At 57.3% G+C, this 16,285-nt stretch carries 18 protein-coding genes; 7 read left to right on the top strand and 11 right to left on the bottom strand.

What is annotated here, in order from left to right:
• Positions 1–30: 30 nt before the first annotated feature.
• Entirely contained in the window at positions 31–1,809 is a 1,779-nt protein-coding gene (locus ACR0AM_RS04280; RefSeq protein ID WP_480493752.1) for an SLC13 family permease, read from the bottom strand.
• 87 nt (positions 1,810–1,896) lie between these two features.
• Positions 1,897–2,712, bottom strand: coding sequence for a TIGR00282 family metallophosphoesterase (locus tag ACR0AM_RS04275; protein WP_480622209.1), 816 nt, complete (start codon positions 2,710–2,712; stop codon positions 1,897–1,899).
• A gap of 130 nt (positions 2,713–2,842) precedes the next feature.
• Between ACR0AM_RS04275 and ACR0AM_RS04270 the strand changes: the two genes are divergently transcribed.
• The gene (locus ACR0AM_RS04270; RefSeq protein ID WP_480475791.1) at positions 2,843–3,070 is read left to right on the top strand and encodes a putative hemolysin; all 228 of its coding nucleotides are present in this window, start codon (positions 2,843–2,845) and stop codon (positions 3,068–3,070) included.
• Between the two features lie 3 nt (positions 3,071–3,073).
• Here the strand turns inward: ACR0AM_RS04270 and ACR0AM_RS04265 are convergent, their stop codons facing one another.
• Positions 3,074–3,631 carry a 5-formyltetrahydrofolate cyclo-ligase gene (locus ACR0AM_RS04265; protein WP_480622208.1) on the bottom strand — a complete coding sequence of 186 codons (558 nt, stop codon included), beginning with the start codon at positions 3,629–3,631 and terminating at the stop codon, positions 3,074–3,076.
• Complete coding sequence (mgtE, locus tag ACR0AM_RS04260; RefSeq protein ID WP_480475787.1) at positions 3,628–5,022, bottom strand: magnesium transporter; 1,395 nt, start codon at positions 5,020–5,022, stop codon at positions 3,628–3,630. The genes ACR0AM_RS04265 and mgtE overlap by 4 nt, the downstream gene beginning before the upstream one ends.
• A gap of 139 nt (positions 5,023–5,161) precedes the next feature.
• Here mgtE and guaD point away from each other — a divergent pair, with 139 nt between their 5' ends.
• The gene (guaD, locus tag ACR0AM_RS04255) at positions 5,162–6,448 is read left to right on the top strand and encodes a guanine deaminase (protein ID WP_480622207.1); all 1,287 of its coding nucleotides are present in this window, start codon (positions 5,162–5,164) and stop codon (positions 6,446–6,448) included.
• On the opposite strand, the gene ACR0AM_RS04250 is transcribed toward guaD, so the two are convergent.
• From ACR0AM_RS04250 to ACR0AM_RS04240, 3 genes are all read right to left on the bottom strand, one after another.
• The gene (locus tag ACR0AM_RS04250; protein ID WP_480622206.1) at positions 6,445–7,779 is read right to left on the bottom strand and encodes an 8-oxoguanine deaminase; all 1,335 of its coding nucleotides are present in this window, start codon (positions 7,777–7,779) and stop codon (positions 6,445–6,447) included. The two genes, guaD and ACR0AM_RS04250, sit on opposite strands and share 4 nt — an antisense overlap.
• 114 nt (positions 7,780–7,893) lie before the next feature.
• On the bottom strand, positions 7,894–8,685 hold the full coding sequence (gene hisN / locus ACR0AM_RS04245) for a histidinol-phosphatase (protein WP_480554032.1): 792 nt from the start codon (positions 8,683–8,685) through the stop codon (positions 7,894–7,896).
• Between the two features lie 45 nt (positions 8,686–8,730).
• Positions 8,731–9,102 carry a helix-turn-helix domain-containing protein gene (locus tag ACR0AM_RS04240; protein ID WP_480475779.1) on the bottom strand — a complete coding sequence of 124 codons (372 nt, stop codon included), beginning with the start codon at positions 9,100–9,102 and terminating at the stop codon, positions 8,731–8,733.
• A gap of 340 nt (positions 9,103–9,442) precedes the next feature.
• Here ACR0AM_RS04240 and ACR0AM_RS04235 point away from each other — a divergent pair, with 340 nt between their 5' ends.
• Complete coding sequence (locus tag ACR0AM_RS04235; protein WP_480475777.1) at positions 9,443–10,399, top strand: NADPH:quinone oxidoreductase family protein; 957 nt, start codon at positions 9,443–9,445, stop codon at positions 10,397–10,399.
• A 6-nt stretch (positions 10,400–10,405) separates the two neighbouring features.
• Here ACR0AM_RS04235 and ACR0AM_RS04230 read toward each other — a convergent pair whose 3' ends face one another.
• Positions 10,406–11,287 carry a LysR family transcriptional regulator gene (locus ACR0AM_RS04230; RefSeq protein WP_480475775.1) on the bottom strand — a complete coding sequence of 294 codons (882 nt, stop codon included), beginning with the start codon at positions 11,285–11,287 and terminating at the stop codon, positions 10,406–10,408.
• Between the two features lie 127 nt (positions 11,288–11,414).
• Between ACR0AM_RS04230 and ACR0AM_RS04225 the strand changes: the two genes are divergently transcribed.
• Positions 11,415–11,624, top strand: a complete 210-nt coding sequence (locus ACR0AM_RS04225; RefSeq protein ID WP_480622205.1) for a YjiS-like domain-containing protein — start codon at positions 11,415–11,417, stop codon at positions 11,622–11,624.
• Between the two features lie 183 nt (positions 11,625–11,807).
• On the top strand, positions 11,808–12,584 hold the full coding sequence (locus ACR0AM_RS04220; protein ID WP_480475771.1) for a Bax inhibitor-1/YccA family protein: 777 nt from the start codon (positions 11,808–11,810) through the stop codon (positions 12,582–12,584).
• 186 nt (positions 12,585–12,770) lie between these two features.
• Here ACR0AM_RS04220 and ACR0AM_RS04215 read toward each other — a convergent pair whose 3' ends face one another.
• The 3 genes from ACR0AM_RS04215 to ACR0AM_RS04205 form a co-directional block, all read right to left on the bottom strand.
• A complete protein-coding gene (locus tag ACR0AM_RS04215) occupies positions 12,771–13,277 on the bottom strand; it encodes a hypothetical protein (RefSeq protein ID WP_480475769.1) in 507 nt (168 codons plus the stop codon).
• A 217-nt stretch (positions 13,278–13,494) separates the two neighbouring features.
• Positions 13,495–13,662 (bottom strand): 50S ribosomal protein L33, encoded by a 168-nt coding sequence (gene rpmG / locus ACR0AM_RS04210; protein ID WP_037309480.1) that lies wholly within the window; start codon positions 13,660–13,662, stop codon positions 13,495–13,497.
• A gap of 127 nt (positions 13,663–13,789) precedes the next feature.
• Positions 13,790–14,497: a DUF533 domain-containing protein gene (locus ACR0AM_RS04205; RefSeq protein WP_480475767.1), complete on the bottom strand. Its 708-nt coding sequence runs from the start codon at positions 14,495–14,497 to the stop codon at positions 13,790–13,792.
• Between the two features lie 278 nt (positions 14,498–14,775).
• Between ACR0AM_RS04205 and ACR0AM_RS04200 the strand changes: the two genes are divergently transcribed.
• Complete coding sequence (locus tag ACR0AM_RS04200) at positions 14,776–15,411, top strand: DUF1326 domain-containing protein (RefSeq protein ID WP_480622204.1); 636 nt, start codon at positions 14,776–14,778, stop codon at positions 15,409–15,411.
• Positions 15,412–15,425: 14 nt separating this feature from the next.
• Positions 15,426–16,268, top strand: coding sequence for a DUF2182 domain-containing protein (locus ACR0AM_RS04195; protein WP_480622203.1), 843 nt, complete (start codon positions 15,426–15,428; stop codon positions 16,266–16,268).
• Positions 16,269–16,285: the final 17 nt, after the last annotated feature.

The raw sequence follows: 16,285 nt of genomic DNA, 5'->3' as shown, positions 1-16,285 counted from the left end.
CTTCGCCAAAGTGGCGATTCTGCGCCGAAATCACAAAGGCCAGATCAATGGAATAAGAAGGGATGCCAACAATCCGACCGTCAGGTTAAGCGGAACACCCACCTTCATGAAATCGGTGAACCTGTAGCCGCCAGGGCCGTAGACCATCATGTTGGTTTGGTACCCGATCGGTGTTGCAAAGGATGCCGAAGCTGCCACCATAACCGCAACTACCAACGGGCGCGGGTCCATTCCGACGGCCTGGGCCAGCCCGATGGCTATAGGCGTGACCACAACTGCGACCGCATTATTGGAAACCAGTTCGGTCAGCACCGAAGTCAGCAGATAGATCGCCCAGATGATCAGGAAGGGCGGCAAAGCGCTTAGTCCCGGTGCCACGGCCTCGACAATCAGTGAAACCGCACCAGAGCTGTCCAGTGACGCACCGATGGCGAGCATCGCGAAGATCAGCGCCAACAGGCGACCTTCGACAAAGGAGAACGCCTCGTCCGCGTCGATGCAGCGGGTCAGAAGAACCACGGCTACGGCCACAATCGACAACAGCAGGATCGGCGCGACACCCAGCGCTGCAAGGACGACGATCCCGACCAGCGCGCCAATTGCAATTGGCGCATGGCTGCGACGGAAGGCGCGTGCAGAAGGTTGGCTGACATCCACCATGTCCATGTCCGCCGCAAGGCGCTGGATATCTGCCGGGGCGCCCTCCAGCAGTAATGTATCCCCTACCCGAACCACCAGATCATCCAACTGGCGACCGATATTCTGATTGCGACGGTGAACGGCCAGCACATAGACACCATACCGACGCCGAAGTCGCATCATTCCAAGGGTCCGACCCACCAAACGGCATCCGGGTGTGATCAGCACCTCGACGGTCTTGGTCTCGACAGCGGAAACCTGATCCACACGCTTCAGCTCTTTGTTGCTCTGAAGGCTCAGAAGTTCGGTCATCTCGGTGCGCAGAACCACGCGGTCACCGACCTGCAATTCAACGCCCTTCAGATTGCGCCGCAGCGATTCATCGCCCCGGACCACGTCGATCAGACGCACGCCGGGGCGTTTGAACAACTGAACGCCGGTCACTTCACGCCCGATCAGGTTGCTGTCGGGCGGAATGACCGCTTCGGTGAAAAACTTCATTCTGGACCGATCGCTGAGCAGCGAGGCCATGCTATCCCGCTCGGGCAACAATCTGGGGGCGATGAAACGCAGATAGATCATGCCGTAGATCACCAGTGCAATCCCCAGCGGCGTGACCTCGAATATCGAAAAAGCTTTCATCCCCTGCGCGCGGGCCACACCATCCACAAGCAGGTTGGTGGACGTTCCGATCAGTGTCAGTGTCCCGCCAAGAATGGCGGCATAACTGAGTGGAATTAGCAGCTTTGACGCGGGTACGTTCAGCGTGCGGGCGATTTGAACAAAAACCGGGATCATGACCACAACAACGGGCGTGTTCGACACAAAAGCCGAGGCCAGCACGACAAATCCCATCAGCAATCCGATGGCAATACGCGGGTTGACCTGCGCCTGCCTTTGCGCGGTCGACGTAAAGGCGTCCAAGGCCCCGGTCCGCACCAAGGCCCCCATGATGATGAACATTGCCCCAATCGTCCAGGGCGCGGGATTGGACAGGACCGCCAGCGCGCTTTGATAGGGCAGGATCCCTGTGACCAGCATCAGTGAGACACCACCGATGGCCACGACCTCGGCCGGATAAACCTCGCGCAGGAACATGACGAACATGCTCGCAACAATCAGCAGCGCCAGAATTGCGCTGCCCGTCTCTGTCAGTGAAAGGAAATTCATTCGTGGTATTCTGTCCGAACCCTGGCCCAAGCGCCTGATGACATGCAGTTTCACGCATTGCGCGTGGCAGGGCAAGCCTGACGTTCGTCAATCAGGCCCGGCTTGTTCCAAACGTCCACCAACGCGCACCATGCGAACAGATTTGGCCTGGCCGTCGCGATCATCCGTTTCGACGAAAACTCCGCTCAGCGTGGCCTCGCCATTGGCAGGGGTAAACCGGGTCTTGGGCATCCCGGTTATGAACCGGCGCATCGGTTCCTGCTTGTCCATACCAATGACCGAGTCATAGTCGCCGCACATGCCCGCATCCGTCAGATAGGCTGTGCCACCTGGCAGAATCTGCGAATCCGCTGTCGGTATATGGGTATGTGTTCCCACCACAAGGCTGGCGCGCTTGTCGCAATAATGACCCATGGCCATCTTCTCAGACGTCGCCTCGCAATGCATATCGACGATGATGGCCTGTGCCTGTCCACCCCGTGGGTGCGACTTCAGGATAGGTTCAATGGCCGAGAACGGGTCGTCGAATGGCCGTTTCATAAAGACCTGCCCCAACACCTGCACCACCAGAACTTTGCGCCCGCCGGGTGCGTTAAACAGCCGGTGCCCGCGCCCCGGCGCACCCTTTGCATAGTTCACCGGGCGCACGATGCGCTGTTCTTTCTCGATATATTGCAGCATGTCTTTCTGGTCGAACGCATGGTCGCCCAATGTCAGGCAATCTGCCCCGGCATCCAGCAGCAGCTTGGCGTGATCGCCGCTCAACCCCATGCCGTTCGACGCGTTTTCGCCATTGACCACAACGAAATCCAGCCGCCATTCGTCGCGCAGGCGCGGCAAATGTTGCTGAACGGCCGCGCGCCCCGCGCGCCCCATGACATCACCAAGAAACAAAATCCTCATGATCCGGGTCGTAGGTGCTGTGCTGGGCAATAACAAGGCGGAACCGTGAAATTTAAGTTGAGCCCGAACTTGAAATTGCATGCAGGCGTGGCAAAGTCTTAGCCATGCGCTTAAATCAAAAGGACATGTTGTGAAGCTATTGGCAATACTGACATTCGGCCTTGTGGTCGCTTCGGGTGTTATGGCGCAAGGCACAAAGACATCCATGCCCAATCCCGCGGCAACCTTTTGCGTCGAGAATGATGGAGTTTACCAACTTCGGAAGAACGAAGACGGAAGCGTCTTTGGTATCTGCATCCTGAAAGACGGTACCGAGGTGGATGCCTGGGACTATTTACGCAGCCACTTTCAGCAATGAGGCTTAGAACGTCAGCACCCGGCTTTCGGTGATAACCATGTCCAGCGGCTGATCGGTCGGCTCCAGCGGCAGTTTCTGCGCCTCTTGCGCGTCAAAAGCGAAACCGATTGCCAGTGTCGCGCGCTTGCATCGCAATCCTTCCAGCGTGCGGTCATAAAATCCACCACCATATCCCAAACGCCCGCCGTGGGCATCAAAAGCCACCAGCGGCACAATCAGGATTTCGGGGTCGAAATAATCATCGACCTCGGGCACTCTGGCACCGAATGGGCCATCTTTCAGCGGTCCTTCTGGCGTCCAGCGCGAAAATTTCAGTGGTTTTCCAGCGGCTTGTATCACGGGAACACCGACAGGTCCATAAGCCGCAGCTTCAGCCATGGCAGACACCGGGTCGATCTCGGTTCGGATTGGCATGTAGCCTGACAAGGGCACGCCGCGATAACCCGCCAGAACCTCGGACAAACGTCCGGCCGCACCGGGAACACGCGTGTCGAACGCGACCTTGCGGCGCGCAAATGCCGCTTTGCGTGCAGCTGCTTTGATTTTAGTCAGATCGGTCACAATAGCACCACACTGGCAAGCCCAAGAAAGATGAAGAACCCCATGACATCGGTTGTGGTTGTCACAAAGGTTCCTGACGCCAGCGCCGGGTCAATTCCCAGACGATCCAGCACTACCGGTACTACCGTACCTGCAAAGCCCGCGATGATCATGTTCACGACCAAGGCTGACCCAATCACGACACCCAGCCAAGGTGAACCGAACCACAGCATTCCCACGGTCCCCAGTACAATGGCAAAACAGAGCCCGTTCAACATGCCCACCAGCAGTTCCCGCCTGATAACGCGCATCACGTTTGAGTTGGTCAGGTCGCGCGTCGCCAGTGCGCGCACTGCAACGGTCAGCGACTGCGTTCCCGCATTGCCCCCCATGGATGCAACAATCGGCATCAGGATGGCCAGCGCGACAAGCTGGTCAATTGCCGCCGCAAATTGTGAGATCACCAACGAAGCACAGATTGCCGTGCACAGGTTTACCGCCAGCCAGGGCAACCGTCGCCGACTGGTGGCCGCCACACTGTCGGACAGCGAGCTTTCGTCGCTCACACCGGCAAGGCGCAGGATGTCTTCTTCGTGCTCTTCATCCAGAACAACCATCGCGTCGTCGATGGTGATCACACCAACCAGACGCCCGTCGGCATCGACCACGGGGGCCGAGATCAGGTGATACTGGTTGAAGGCATAAGCCACATCCTCCTCGTCCTGATCAACGGGGATGATGTGAAACTCCTCTTCCGCCAGATCGCGCAAAGGCACTTCACGACGGGACGCCATCAGCTTGCCCAATGTCACCTGCGCTGTTGGTTTCAGGCGCGGGTCGACCAGAACAACATGATAGAACTGCTCGGGCAGATCGTCATTGGCACGCATGAAGTCGATGGCCTGACCGACGGTCCAATGCTCGGGGGCCATGACGACCTCACGCTGCATCAAACGACCAGCAGAACTCTCGGGGTAAGCAAGCGCCTGTTGCGCTGCTAGCCGCTCGGAATCTTCGAGCGCACCCAGAATGGCTTCCTGCTGCGGTTCCTCAAGATCTTCCAGAAGGTCAACGACGTCGTCGCTTTCCATCTCGCGCACGGCTTCCGCCAGAACCTCGGGGGTCAGAACGGCGATGATTTCCTCGCGAACCGATTCATCCAGTTCAGACAGGATGTCGCCGTCAAATTCCTTATCATAAAGCCGGATCAGCCGGGCCCGGTCATAAGGATTGATCTGCTCCAAAAGGTCAGCGATATCGGCCGCGTGCAGCGGCTCCATCAGCTCAATCAGCTTGTCGCGATCATCCACATCAACCGCATAAAGGATCGCCGCCACGGTCCGGCGATCCAGCGCATACGCGTCTTCGTCCTGGGGCAGATCGTGTTCGGCTTGGTTATTGCCTGTCGTCATGCGCTGCCCCCTTCTTTCGGCGATTGGCCCCTAAATAGAAGAAGCAGCTACCAGAAAACAATGACAATGCGCCGATTTACCCACTTCTTTCGTCTGCCTATGCTACAGCGCGGTCCCAAACAGGTGGAGAACAGGGCAAATGGCGCAAAAGACGCTTTTGAAAGGGCGCGTTCTGAGTTTCACAGGCTCACCCTTTGACGGAGAGCCAACAGAAGCGACCCAGCTGGACGAAGCGGTCGTGATTGACAATGGACGCGTTGCCGATGTCGGTGCGTATGATGCGCTGATGCGGCGTCACCCTGATGCCGTCATCAAGGACTATGGCAATCACCTGATCATTGCGGGTTTCGTTGACCCGCATGTGCACTACCCGCAGACGGCCATGATCGCCAGTTGGGGGAAGCGGTTGATCGACTGGCTGAACACCTACACCTTCCCCGAAGAGATGAAGTTTGGTGATCCTGAATACGCCTCTGAAATCGCCAACCGTTATCTGGATCTGACTGCCGCCCATGGCACCACGACGATGTGCAGTTTTTGCACCATCCACCCCGAAAGCGTGGATGCCTTTTTCACTGCCGCGCAGCAACGGGGACAGCGCGTGGTCGCGGGCAAGACCTGTATGGACCGCAATGCGCCTGAAGGCCTTCGGGACACGGCCCAGACAGCCTATGACCAATCTGCCGCGCTGCTGGAGAAATGGCACCGTGTCGACCGCCTGTCCTATGCCATCACGCCCCGGTTTTCGCCCACGTCCACCCCAGAACAGCTTGAGGCCATGGGCGCGCTTTGGGCGGAACATCCCCATTGCCTGATGCAAACACACCTGAGCGAGCAGACAGACGAAATCGAGTGGGTCCGCTCCCTGTTCCCCGATGCCCGGGACTATCTGGACACTTACGAAAAGTTCGGGCTGCTGGGGCAGAACGGACTTTATGGGCATGTCATCCATCTGGAAGACCGGGAACGCGATCGTCTGCGCGAGGTTGATGCGTCACTGATCCACTGCCCCACCTCGAACACCTTCATAGGGTCGGGTCTGTTCGACATGAACGGCTTGATCCACGATGGCCACCGGATCGGTCTGGCCACCGACACCGGTGGCGGATCAAGCTTTTCAATGCTGCGCACCATGGCTGCCGCTTATGAAATCGGTCAGTTGCGCGGGCGCCCCCTGCATCCGGCGCAATTGCTGTGGCTGGGTACAGTCGGGTCGGCGCGCAGCCTGCGGATGGATGATTGCATCGGCAACATTGCTCCGGGAATGGAGGCGGATCTGGTCGTGATTGATCTCGCCTCGACCCCGGCCATCGCCCAGCGCGAGGCTTGTGCAAACGATGTTTGGGAGGCAATCTTCCCGACCATCATGATGGGTGATGATCGGGCTGTGGCCGAGGTCTGGATCGGTGGGCGGAAGGCCGCTTAGGCCTGCAACGCCTTGGCAAGACTGTTTTGACGCTCAATCACGCGGGGCAGGTCAATCGTCGTGATATGCCTATCCCGCACGATCTGGCGGCCTTCTACAAACAGGTGCTTTACCTGCATCGGACCGGCCAGAAGCAGTGCTGCCGGGTCCCAACTGCCTGCGCATTCGATACTGCGCATATCCCAGACAGCGACATCCGCGCGTTTTCCCGGCATAAGCCGCCCGCAATCAGGACGCCCCAGCACATCGGCCCCGCCACGTGTTGCAATCTCAAATGCTTCGCGGGCCGACATCGCATCTGCCCCATTAACCACCCGCTGCAACAGCAGTGCCTGCCGGGCCTCAAGCATCAGATTACCGTTGTCGTTACTGGCCGAGCCATCAGCGCCGAGGCCGACCTTTACCCCCGCATCGCGCATCGCCCGCACCGGCGCGATGCCTGATCCCAGACGGCAGTTCGAACATGGGCAATGAGCGACACCGGTTTTCGTACGCGAAAACAAGTCAATCTCGGCCCCGTCCAGCTTGACGCAATGAGCGTGCCACACATCCGGGCCGATCCAACCCAGATCTTCGGCGTACTGACCGGGCCGACAGCCGAACTGAGCCTGTGAATAGGCGATATCTTCATCGTTTTCAGCCAGATGTGTATGCAACATCACGCCTTTGTCCCGTGCCAGAAGGGCGGCATCTCGCATCAGGTCCCGGCTGACCGAGAACGGTGAACACGGGGCCAGACCTACGCGGCACATCGACCCTTCGGACGGATCGTGAAAAGCATCCACGACGCGGATCATGTCGTCCAGAATAGCAGTTTCTTCTTCCACCAGGCTGTCCGGAGGCAGGCCGCCATCGCTTTCACCGATGCTCATCGCGCCACGTGTCGGGTGAAATCGCATCCCCAACTCGGATGCGGCAGCAATCGTGTCCTCCAGCCGCGATCCATTGGGGTAGAGGTACAGGTGATCGGAACTGAGCGTACAGCCTGACAGCGCCAGCTCTGCCAAACCGATCTGGGCCGAGGTGAACATCTCGTCTGGTCCGAACTTCGCCCAAATCGGATAAAGTGTTTGAAGCCACCCAAACAGCAATGCGTCCTGCCCGCCCGGCACCGCGCGGGTCAACGTTTGGTAAAGATGGTGATGAGTGTTCACCAGTCCGGGTGTCACCAGACAGCCCGAAACATCGTGAACCTCGCCTTGTGTCTGCAATCCGTACCCGATCCCCGCAATCTGGCCGTCGCGGATCAGAATGTCAGCCCCGGGGAGTTCCTGCCGGGACTCGTCCATCGTCAGGATCAGGTCAGCGTTTTTGAGTAGGATTTCTGTCATGTCGCGCTCCTGCATCTGCCCGTCTCTTGCAAGGAGTGCGAAGGTCGGCGGAAAACGGGCTTAAGAACCGACCGTGTATTATGTACCCGTCATCGGGATCTGCGACAACAGATTTCAGAACCGACGCAGGATCTGAAGGGCCTCTGCATGAATCTCTGCGTTGGCTGCGGCCAATGCCCTACCGCCCTCATGCGCCGGGCCACCTTGCCAATCGGTCACAATTCCGCCTGCCGCCTGAATAACCGCGATAGGCGCCTGAATGTCATACGAGTTCAGCCCTGCTTCGATCACCAGATCTGCCTGCCCAGCGGCCAACAAGGCATAAGCGTAGCAGTCCATTCCATATCGGGTCAGTTGCACCTGTTCCGATACGGCCTGAAACCCGGCCCGGTCATCCGGGGTGCCGACTTCAGGAAAAGTGGTGAACAGCGTCGCCTGCGCCAGAGATTTCGTCCCCCGGGTTTGCAGCTTACTGGTCCCCAGTGGCCCTGTAAGGTGCGCACCAGCTGTCGATCCGACAAAGCGTTCGCCAATATAGGGCTGATCAATCACTCCCATGATCGGCCCGTCTGCTGTGCTGAGCGCGATCAGAACGCCCCAGGTTGGTGTGCCACTGATAAACCCGCGCGTGCCGTCGATGGGGTCCAAAACCCAGGTTCGGCCACTGCTGCCCTTATGCGCACCGTATTCTTCGCCCAACACGCCATCTTCGGGGCGCAACCGGGACAGCACCTCTCGCATGGCTTTTTCGGCGGCCCGATCCGCCGCGGTGACGGGGTCAAACCCTTCGGTCAGCTTGTTCGCAGTTTCCAGATTGGTCTGACGAAAAAAAGGAAGAATGGCCGCGCGTGCCGCTTCGGCCATTTCTTCTGCAATTTCAATGTCGCTTAAACTCGCCGGATGCATGGCACTCTGGTGCGGGCATTACCTGACAAAGTCAAGCCGGTCTGATCAGGCGACGTCGCTGAGGACACGTGCAAGTTCAAACAGGCGGCGGCGCTGGTTTTCCGGAATTGCGTAGTAAGAGCGTACAAGATCCAGGGCTTCTTTATCGCCCATCAGATCAGCTGGAACAGATTTCTTGTCCGAGCTGCTTTTCTCGGCTTCTTCCAGACCTTCGAAGAAGAAGCTTACCGGTACGTCCAAAGCCTCGGCAATGTCCCACAGGCGGGACGCGCTGATTCGGTTGGCTCCGGTCTCATATTTCTGGATTTGCTGAAACTTGATACCAACTTGCTGCGCCAATTGTTGCTGGGTCATCCCAATCAGCCAGCGGCGATGCCGAACGCGTTTGCCCACATGGACATCGACGTGATGAGTCATTGGTATTCTCCTCTACTACACACACATTTGTACGGGATCGAGCGACGTCCGAGATCGCAATACCAACAGGGGCTTCCTTAACCGCCCCCTAATCCGGACTGTGCCGTCCCCCGTTACCAGCACTGATAGTCTATATTGCCCGTTTTGAATTTTTTTTCAAGCTGGTTGAGTCGATCCCCCCTCACAAGGGCTGTGGTTGTATGTGTCAAAAGCCCTGTGCGCTTTTCGCTTGCCCCGGTTGGACATGCGACAGATTTTCAGTCGTTTCAGGACGCCGCGCATAAGGAATTGACATCTTGTACAGCCGACGTGCCAATGCCCGAAACACGTGAGGAGCCACATGAAGGCCTTTTGTATTCGATCCGAGGGGGCAGTTGCCCAGCTGTGCGATGTACCGAAACCCGAGCCGGGTGAGGGTCAGGTGCGGGTGGCGATCAAAGCCTGCGGTTTGAATTTCGCTGATCTGTTGATGCAGAAAGGAACGTATCAGGATACACCGCCTGCGCCGTTTACTTTGGGAATGGAAATAGCCGGTGTCGTGGATGCCATCGGTCCAGGTGTGCCCACCCTGAAACCGGGTGATCGGATCGCCGTCTATTCTGGTCAGGGCGGGCTGGCAGAGTATGGCGTTTTCGACGCCGATCGCGCGATCCCGTTGCCTGACACGACCCGTTTCGAAGATGCCGCCGCGATCCAGATTGCTTATGGTACCAGTCACATGGCCCTTGACCACCGCGCCAGGCTGCAACCCGGCGAGACACTTCTGGTAACCGGCGCAGCAGGCGGCGTTGGGCTGACCGCGGTTGAGATCGGCAAGCTCATGGGCGCCACCGTCATCGCACAGGCCCGCGGCCCTGAAAAGCTGGCCGTTGCCCGTGCGGCGGGGGCCGACCACCTGATTGATACCTCAGAGGATCTAAGGGATCGGGTCAGATCGCTTGGCGGCGCGGATGTCGTCTATGATGCAATCGGCGGCGATGTGTTCAAGGCGGCCTTCCGCGCCACCAATCCCGAAGGCCGCCTACTGCCCATCGGATTTGCCGGCGGCGATGTTCCGCAAATCCCTGCCAATCATCTGCTGGTCAAGAATCTGACCGTTATCGGTTTTTACATTGGCGGGTATCTGAAATTCCGGCCAGAAGCCGTGCGGGAAAGTTTTGACACTCTTTTCCGCTGGCACGCCGAAGGCCGTATCAATCCGCACATTAGCCACGTCTTGCCTCTTGATGAGGTCGCGCAGGGCATGCGGTTGCTGAAAGAGCGGAAATCGACAGGCAAAATCGTGATCACCCCCTGACCACAATCAGCCTACTACGGCACGCAGCTGCGTCCCCCCAAGAAGGCGGAAGTTCTGACGTACCAATTGTGCCAGCGCTTCGACAACCGCGTCTCGACCCGGTTCGCCACCATACAGGTTGATCATATGCGCAGGCAGGTCCGGTAACGCACCCCCGCTTTCGATCTGTTCAAGATGTGCGGCTTCGGTACCTTCCAGTGCCGCATACACTGCCAGATCAGCACTGACTGTGGCCTCGATTGTGCGGTCGTTTTCAGTTTCCACCGACAGTTCCCAGGGAATACCGGCTGCATCCAGCGCAGAGATCACCTGTGGTCGAAACAAGCAGCGACGTCCAAGTGCCAAAGGCAGCGGACGCTTGCGCCAGGCCGATCCACCCGGCGCACCTATCCAGCGCAAGGGCAGCTCTGCAATGGTTTCCGCACCGTCCACCGACGACGGTTCCGTGGTCAGGATCACGTCACATTCGCCGCGTTTGTACATGTCTTTCAACTGCAAGGAATAAGACGAGACCAACTGAACTCGGACCCGTGGGAAATCCGCGTTGAACCGTTGCAGGACCCGTGGGATGGCCGGGTAAACTATGTCGTGAGGAACCCCCAATACCACCTCACCCTCAAAGGCCTGATCGGTCAGTTTCGAGATGACCTCATCATTCAATGCGATCATACGGCGCGCATAGGCCAGCAGTTGCTCGCCAGACGCGGTCAGGGCAATCGTTCTGCCACTGCGGTCCAACAACTGAAGGCCAAGCAACTCTTCCAGCCGTTTCAACTGCATCGAGACCGCAGATTGCGTCAGATGCAGAAATCCGGCAGCGCGAGTCACCCCACCCTGATCCGCCACCGCAACAAATGACCGAAGGGTTGTGATGTCCAGATTCCGCATCTTCACGATTCCTTATGTGTTTCATCAAAAATATTCGTTTTAAAAATATGTCATACTCCCCCATATCAATCAAGGAAATTGATGAAGACGAGATAAACCATCGAGAATGCACGAAAGGACAATAAATATGACCCAAATTGCCATTCGTCACCATTGCAATCCCAAGAAGCAATCGCTCGGCACTATCATCAGGCGTGCTGTTTCCCTGAAGCGTCAACGCCGTCGGCTGGCGCGACTTGATGATCGCGCCCTTCAGGACATCGGAGTCTCTAGATCAGAGGCTGATGCCGAAGCCAGACGTTTCGTCTGGGACGCGCCGGAATTCTGGCAGAAATGATGCAAATACATATCTTTAGTTCATGAGTGGCGGTCACGTGTTGCGGATCGCCACTTTTGTTGCGTAAATTAGTACGTTTTCCGCGGTAAATACTTGAAACACAGCCCTGAGTTGCCGATATTTGCCTAGAACGCTTCCCTCATAGCAGGGGGGCTGAATAATTATGTAAAGGGAGACCCTTTGATGGCACAATTCGACACGATCCGGACGGCGGCCGGCGCGCGCGCTGCCGAGATTGATGAGGGCCTGCGCGCCCATATGAACAAAGTCTACGGCACTATGTCCGTCGGCATGCTGATTACGTTCGCAGCAGCCTGGGCCATCGCGGGCCTGGCAACCACAAGCGATCCGTCAGCCGCGGCGGCACAGTTGAATGCCGATACCTATCTGACATCGCTGGGCTATAGCATTTACGCGTCGCCCCTGCGCTGGGTCATCATGTTTGCACCTTTGCTGTTTGTTTTCGGCTTCAGCGCCGGGATCAACCGCATGTCGGCAGCCGCCGCACAGCTGGTGTTCTACGTTTTTGCTGCGGTGATGGGCATTTCGATCAGCTGGATCTTCCTTGTTTTCACCGGTGAGTCGGTCATCCAGGTCTTCCTGATCACCGCAATCGCGTTCGCGGGCCTGTCCCTGTACGGTTACACAACCAAGAAAGACTTGTCCGCCATGGGCACTTTCCTGATGATGGGCCTGATCGGCCTGATCGTCGCGATGGTTGTGAACATCTTTCTGGCGTCTTCGGCGGTTGCCTTTGCAATCTCGGCCATCGGCGTTCTGATCTTCGCGGGCCTGACCGCCTACGACACCCAGAACATCAAGACCACATACCTGCAAATGGCCCATAGTGGCGATCAGGAATGGCTGGGCAAGGCCGCTATCATGGGTGCATTGAAACTGTACCTGGACTTCATCAACCTGTTCATGTTCCTGCTGCAATTCCTGGGCAACCGCGAGTAATTGCATACCATTGGTATGGGAAAAGGCCGGTCATCAGACCGGCCTTTTTTTCGTTTTGAACCAACTGGTGATAGAGCTTGTCCGGCACACAAGTTCTACCGGAAAAGGCAGCGATGTACGCGCACCCGGTCAAGAAAAAGCCCCCGCTAGATCGGCGAGGGCTTGATACATCAGAAGGTATAAGACTTAGCTACAGTTCAACGGTACTGCAAAGCCCGAACTACGCTCGGACGTGCCTTTGCGGAACACATCGCCGGCAGGTAGACACCCGGTGAATCGCTCGGCCTCTTGCGCAAAACCAACGCCGACCGAGTTGTCGACCTTAACGCTGTTCGTCGGCGTACGAAGGACACCATACAAGGTTCCGTTGACACTGACGGTGCTCAAGAACAGATTCGTATCGCTGCCCTGTAGCTGGACCGCATTGCCCGGCGTCTGCCCGCCATTGTCGATGGCAACGGACGCCACCTTGGATGGATCCACTTCATCAACCAAGAGAGTGACGGTCTGAAGCTCTGCCAGTTCGGCAGGGACGTTCGTTTCGGGCGGCAGAAAAGCGACGGCTCCGGGAACGTCGGAAATCGTGCGGGGTTCGCCATCGATTCCGGTAAACCCGACACCTTTGCGGTTGAACGGGTCTTCACAGGCCGCCAAAGTCAGAACGGCTATTGTGGATAACAAGATTTTTTTCATGGCGGTCAACATTTTGTGGCGGTTTGCTCAAGCGTACTTGCAGGTCGGCACAAAAAGCAAGCCACAGGCCATGCGATTGCATCGGTGGCTGATGCGCTCCTGCAACGGCCCCAGAAGGGTATGTTGACGTTTCTGGCAACCATCCACCGGAATTCAGCACGAAAAAAGGCTCTGCTTGGCAGAGCCTTTTTGGGAAAGTCCAAATGGAACGGAAAGATTACTTGATCTTGCCTTCCTTGTACTCGACATGCTTCCGAACGACCGGATCGTATTTACGAATGGTCATTTTCTCGGTCATGGTGCGTGCGTTCTTTTTGGTCACGTAGAAGTGGCCCGTGCCCGCGGTCGAGTTCAGACGGATCTTGATTGTCGTCGGCTTCGCCATGGTTATCTCCTGCGTCCGGAAAGGCAGGGGCCTTTCGGTTGAATTCCTATGAGCGTGCGCTTTTACGCGCTACGCCGTGCATGTCAAGGCCAATCGGACGATCCCAGCCCAGGAATCGGGCACAGGTTCAACCCGGTAACGTTGGTGCGCCCATATAGTTGTGAATCTGGTCTCTTTCACCGTCCGAAAGGCCCAGCGCAGTGGACAATTGCCGCAAATATGCGGCCTCACGATCATTGTCCAACCGTATTGCCGCCAGAGAAGTCGCATAAATCTGCGTTCTGAGAGGCGCCCCAGAATCAGCTGCCAGACCCATTACGTCGACGGGTGCGTTCAGTTGTTCCTGCACAAATGCGCGTTCTTCGTCGCTGATGTCATCGCCCAGTTCACCCAGGATCGTTTCTTTCTCGTGTTCATCCAACTCGCCGTCTGCCTTGGCCGCCTGGATCATTGCCCGCAACATAAGCTTGGCCTGAGCTTCCATCGCAGCCCCGGCTGGTGTTCCGCCAAACACAGTCTCCATCATGTCGGTAGTTTGCTGGCTGCCAGTTCTGGCTGCCCCCTGCATCGCATTCAAAAGCCCGCCAAGACCGGCGGCACCGGCGGTACTGCCACCCAACCCCATCTTGCCCATCATATCCTGAAGGCCTGTCGCACCTCCGGGAAGGCCGAACTGTTCGGCCATCTTGCCGAGCTGATCCATGCCAAGGCCACCGCCTGCGCCTTGCATCATGTCCTGCAGGCCAGCCATTCCGCCCATTTTCTGGTATTTTTCCAGCCCCTTCGCGGCTGCGAAACCAACTGCAACGGACGCAAGTGTCTTCATAAAGCTCATGACAATCCTCCCGGTTTTTCAAAATATGCCCCAATTCTATCAGAGGAATGCAAAGGCGAATACCACGTTCAACCCCCACGGGATTCTGGACTGAATTTCCAAGCCGGTGAGGACCGGACGGCAGTGACTAAGTTTGTACATATCACGATATCGTGATAGGTTTACCGCGACTGATACGTCCAAGAGGCCGACTTCAGGCTCGACGGCCAAGGCAGTGTAAACAGGTAATGCCCGCGCGGAGCAGTGTTGTTTTACGCAGCTTTTCTTGGGGGGCTATCATGACAGAGTGGGTTATTCAGGGCGAAGAACTGGCCAATTGTAATTGCAATTTCGGTTGCCCCTGCCAATTCAGCGTTCTTCCATCTCATGGCAATTGCGAGGCAGTGGTCGTTTTCGACATCGAAATCGGACATTATGGCGATACTGATCTGGCAGGTTTGCGGGCAGCAGGTGTTTATCACTGGCCGGGACCGATCCACGAAGGCAATGGTCAGATGCAACTGATCATTGACGAAAGTGCTACAGCCGAACAGCGCGCAGCATTGCAGGCCATCATGACCGGCGAAGACACCGATGAAATGGCGACCATGTGGTACGTTTACAGTGCGATGGCACCGACGAAACATGAAACGCTTTTTGTACCGATCGAATTGAACTGGAACCGCGATGATCGCAGTGGCTATGCCAGGGTTCAAGGGGTCTTCGACGTCGAGGTCAGCCCGATTCCTCATATCGTATCGGGCGCTGCGCACAGGGCATCGATCCAGTTGCCGAACGGCTTTGAGTACCGCCACGCCGAGGCTGCCTCGGGGTCGGCCAAAACAACGGGTGGTGAGATCAGTCTTACCTTTGACGCCACGCACGCTCATCTCGCACATCTGAACCTCTCCGGTCACGGTGTTCTGGGCGCGTAACCGGAGACCCTCTCATGACCAGACAGAGTGACACAGCCCCTGCCGGGGCGATTGAGCGGCTGTTGAGGCAGGACAATGCAATCGTGTTGGGCAGCGTCCTTCTGATCATTCTTGCAGCCACTTGGTACACAGTTGCCGGCGTCGGGATGAATATGTCTGCGGTCGAAATGACCCGCATGGCAGGCCCGGTTGGAGAGCCCATGCAGATGGGTTCCGCAACCGTCTGGAGCTTCGGTTACACCCTGCTCATCTTCCTGATGTGGTGGATCATGATGATTGCCATGATGACCCCAAGTGCCGCGCCAGCCGTGCTTTTGTTTGCCGCAACAAAGCGAATGGGTCCTGAGAAAGACCGTGCGGCAAAGTTCAGCCTGTGTTTCCTGTTGGGCTATCTGGTGACCTGGGGTGCGTTCAGCCTGGCTGCAACGGCAATGCAGTGGGAGTTGGAACATATCGGGCTGTCGAACGGGCCGATGATGACAATCCGCTCCGGCCTCTTCGCGGGATGTGTTCTGCTGGCTGCCGGGTTTTACCAGTTTTCGAGTTTTAAGAACGCGTGTCTTCGTTACTGCCAAAGCCCCGCAAGGTTTCTGGCCGGTCACAACCGGCCCGGCCCCTTCGGCGCGCTCAGAACCGGAGCCTTGCACGGCACACATTGCCTTGGGTGCTGCTGGGCTCTGATGTTGCTGCTATTCATCGGGGGGATAATGAACCTCTATTGGATTGTCGGTATCGCCGCTTACGTGGCACTGGAAAAGCTTCTACCCAGGACCAGGTGGTTGGTGCCAGTGTCAGGTGTGGCACTGATCGGCACAGGTCTTTGGTTTTTCGTGGCACCGTTGATTTTTGACATTTGACACGTGACAGCCTTCGG

This window comes from Ruegeria sp. AD9 (assembly GCF_056542305.1).
Note: the sequence above shows the minus strand (reverse complement) of the source record. Positions and strands in the feature narration are given on the sequence as shown.

Excerpts from the sequence above, each read along its gene's own strand:
- mgtE (WP_480475787.1), bottom strand. The coding sequence starts at position 5,022 with ATGACGACAGGCAATAACCAAGCCGAACACGATCTGCCCCAGGACGAA.
- ACR0AM_RS04200 (WP_480622204.1), top strand. The coding sequence starts at position 14,776 with ATGACAGAGTGGGTTATTCAGGGCGAAGAACTGGCCAATTGTAATTGC.
- ACR0AM_RS04230 (WP_480475775.1), bottom strand. The coding sequence starts at position 11,287 with ATGCGGAATCTGGACATCACAACCCTTCGGTCATTTGTTGCGGTGGCG.
- hisN (WP_480554032.1), bottom strand. The coding sequence starts at position 8,685 with ATGCATCCGGCGAGTTTAAGCGACATTGAAATTGCAGAAGAAATGGCC.
- ACR0AM_RS04205 (WP_480475767.1), bottom strand. The coding sequence starts at position 14,497 with ATGAGCTTTATGAAGACACTTGCGTCCGTTGCAGTTGGTTTCGCAGCC.
- ACR0AM_RS04250 (WP_480622206.1), bottom strand. The coding sequence starts at position 7,779 with ATGACAGAAATCCTACTCAAAAACGCTGACCTGATCCTGACGATGGAC.
- guaD (WP_480622207.1), top strand. The coding sequence starts at position 5,162 with ATGGCGCAAAAGACGCTTTTGAAAGGGCGCGTTCTGAGTTTCACAGGC.
- ACR0AM_RS04280 (WP_480493752.1), bottom strand. The coding sequence starts at position 1,809 with ATGAATTTCCTTTCACTGACAGAGACGGGCAGCGCAATTCTGGCGCTG.
- ACR0AM_RS04235 (WP_480475777.1), top strand. The coding sequence starts at position 9,443 with ATGAAGGCCTTTTGTATTCGATCCGAGGGGGCAGTTGCCCAGCTGTGC.
- ACR0AM_RS04275 (WP_480622209.1), bottom strand. The coding sequence starts at position 2,712 with ATGAGGATTTTGTTTCTTGGTGATGTCATGGGGCGCGCGGGGCGCGCG.
- ACR0AM_RS04195 (WP_480622203.1), top strand. The coding sequence starts at position 15,426 with ATGACCAGACAGAGTGACACAGCCCCTGCCGGGGCGATTGAGCGGCTG.
- ACR0AM_RS04215 (WP_480475769.1), bottom strand. The coding sequence starts at position 13,277 with ATGAAAAAAATCTTGTTATCCACAATAGCCGTTCTGACTTTGGCGGCC.
- rpmG (WP_037309480.1), bottom strand. The coding sequence starts at position 13,662 with ATGGCGAAGCCGACGACAATCAAGATCCGTCTGAACTCGACCGCGGGC.
- ACR0AM_RS04220 (WP_480475771.1), top strand. The coding sequence starts at position 11,808 with ATGGCACAATTCGACACGATCCGGACGGCGGCCGGCGCGCGCGCTGCC.
- ACR0AM_RS04225 (WP_480622205.1), top strand. The coding sequence starts at position 11,415 with ATGACCCAAATTGCCATTCGTCACCATTGCAATCCCAAGAAGCAATCG.
- ACR0AM_RS04240 (WP_480475779.1), bottom strand. The coding sequence starts at position 9,102 with ATGACTCATCACGTCGATGTCCATGTGGGCAAACGCGTTCGGCATCGC.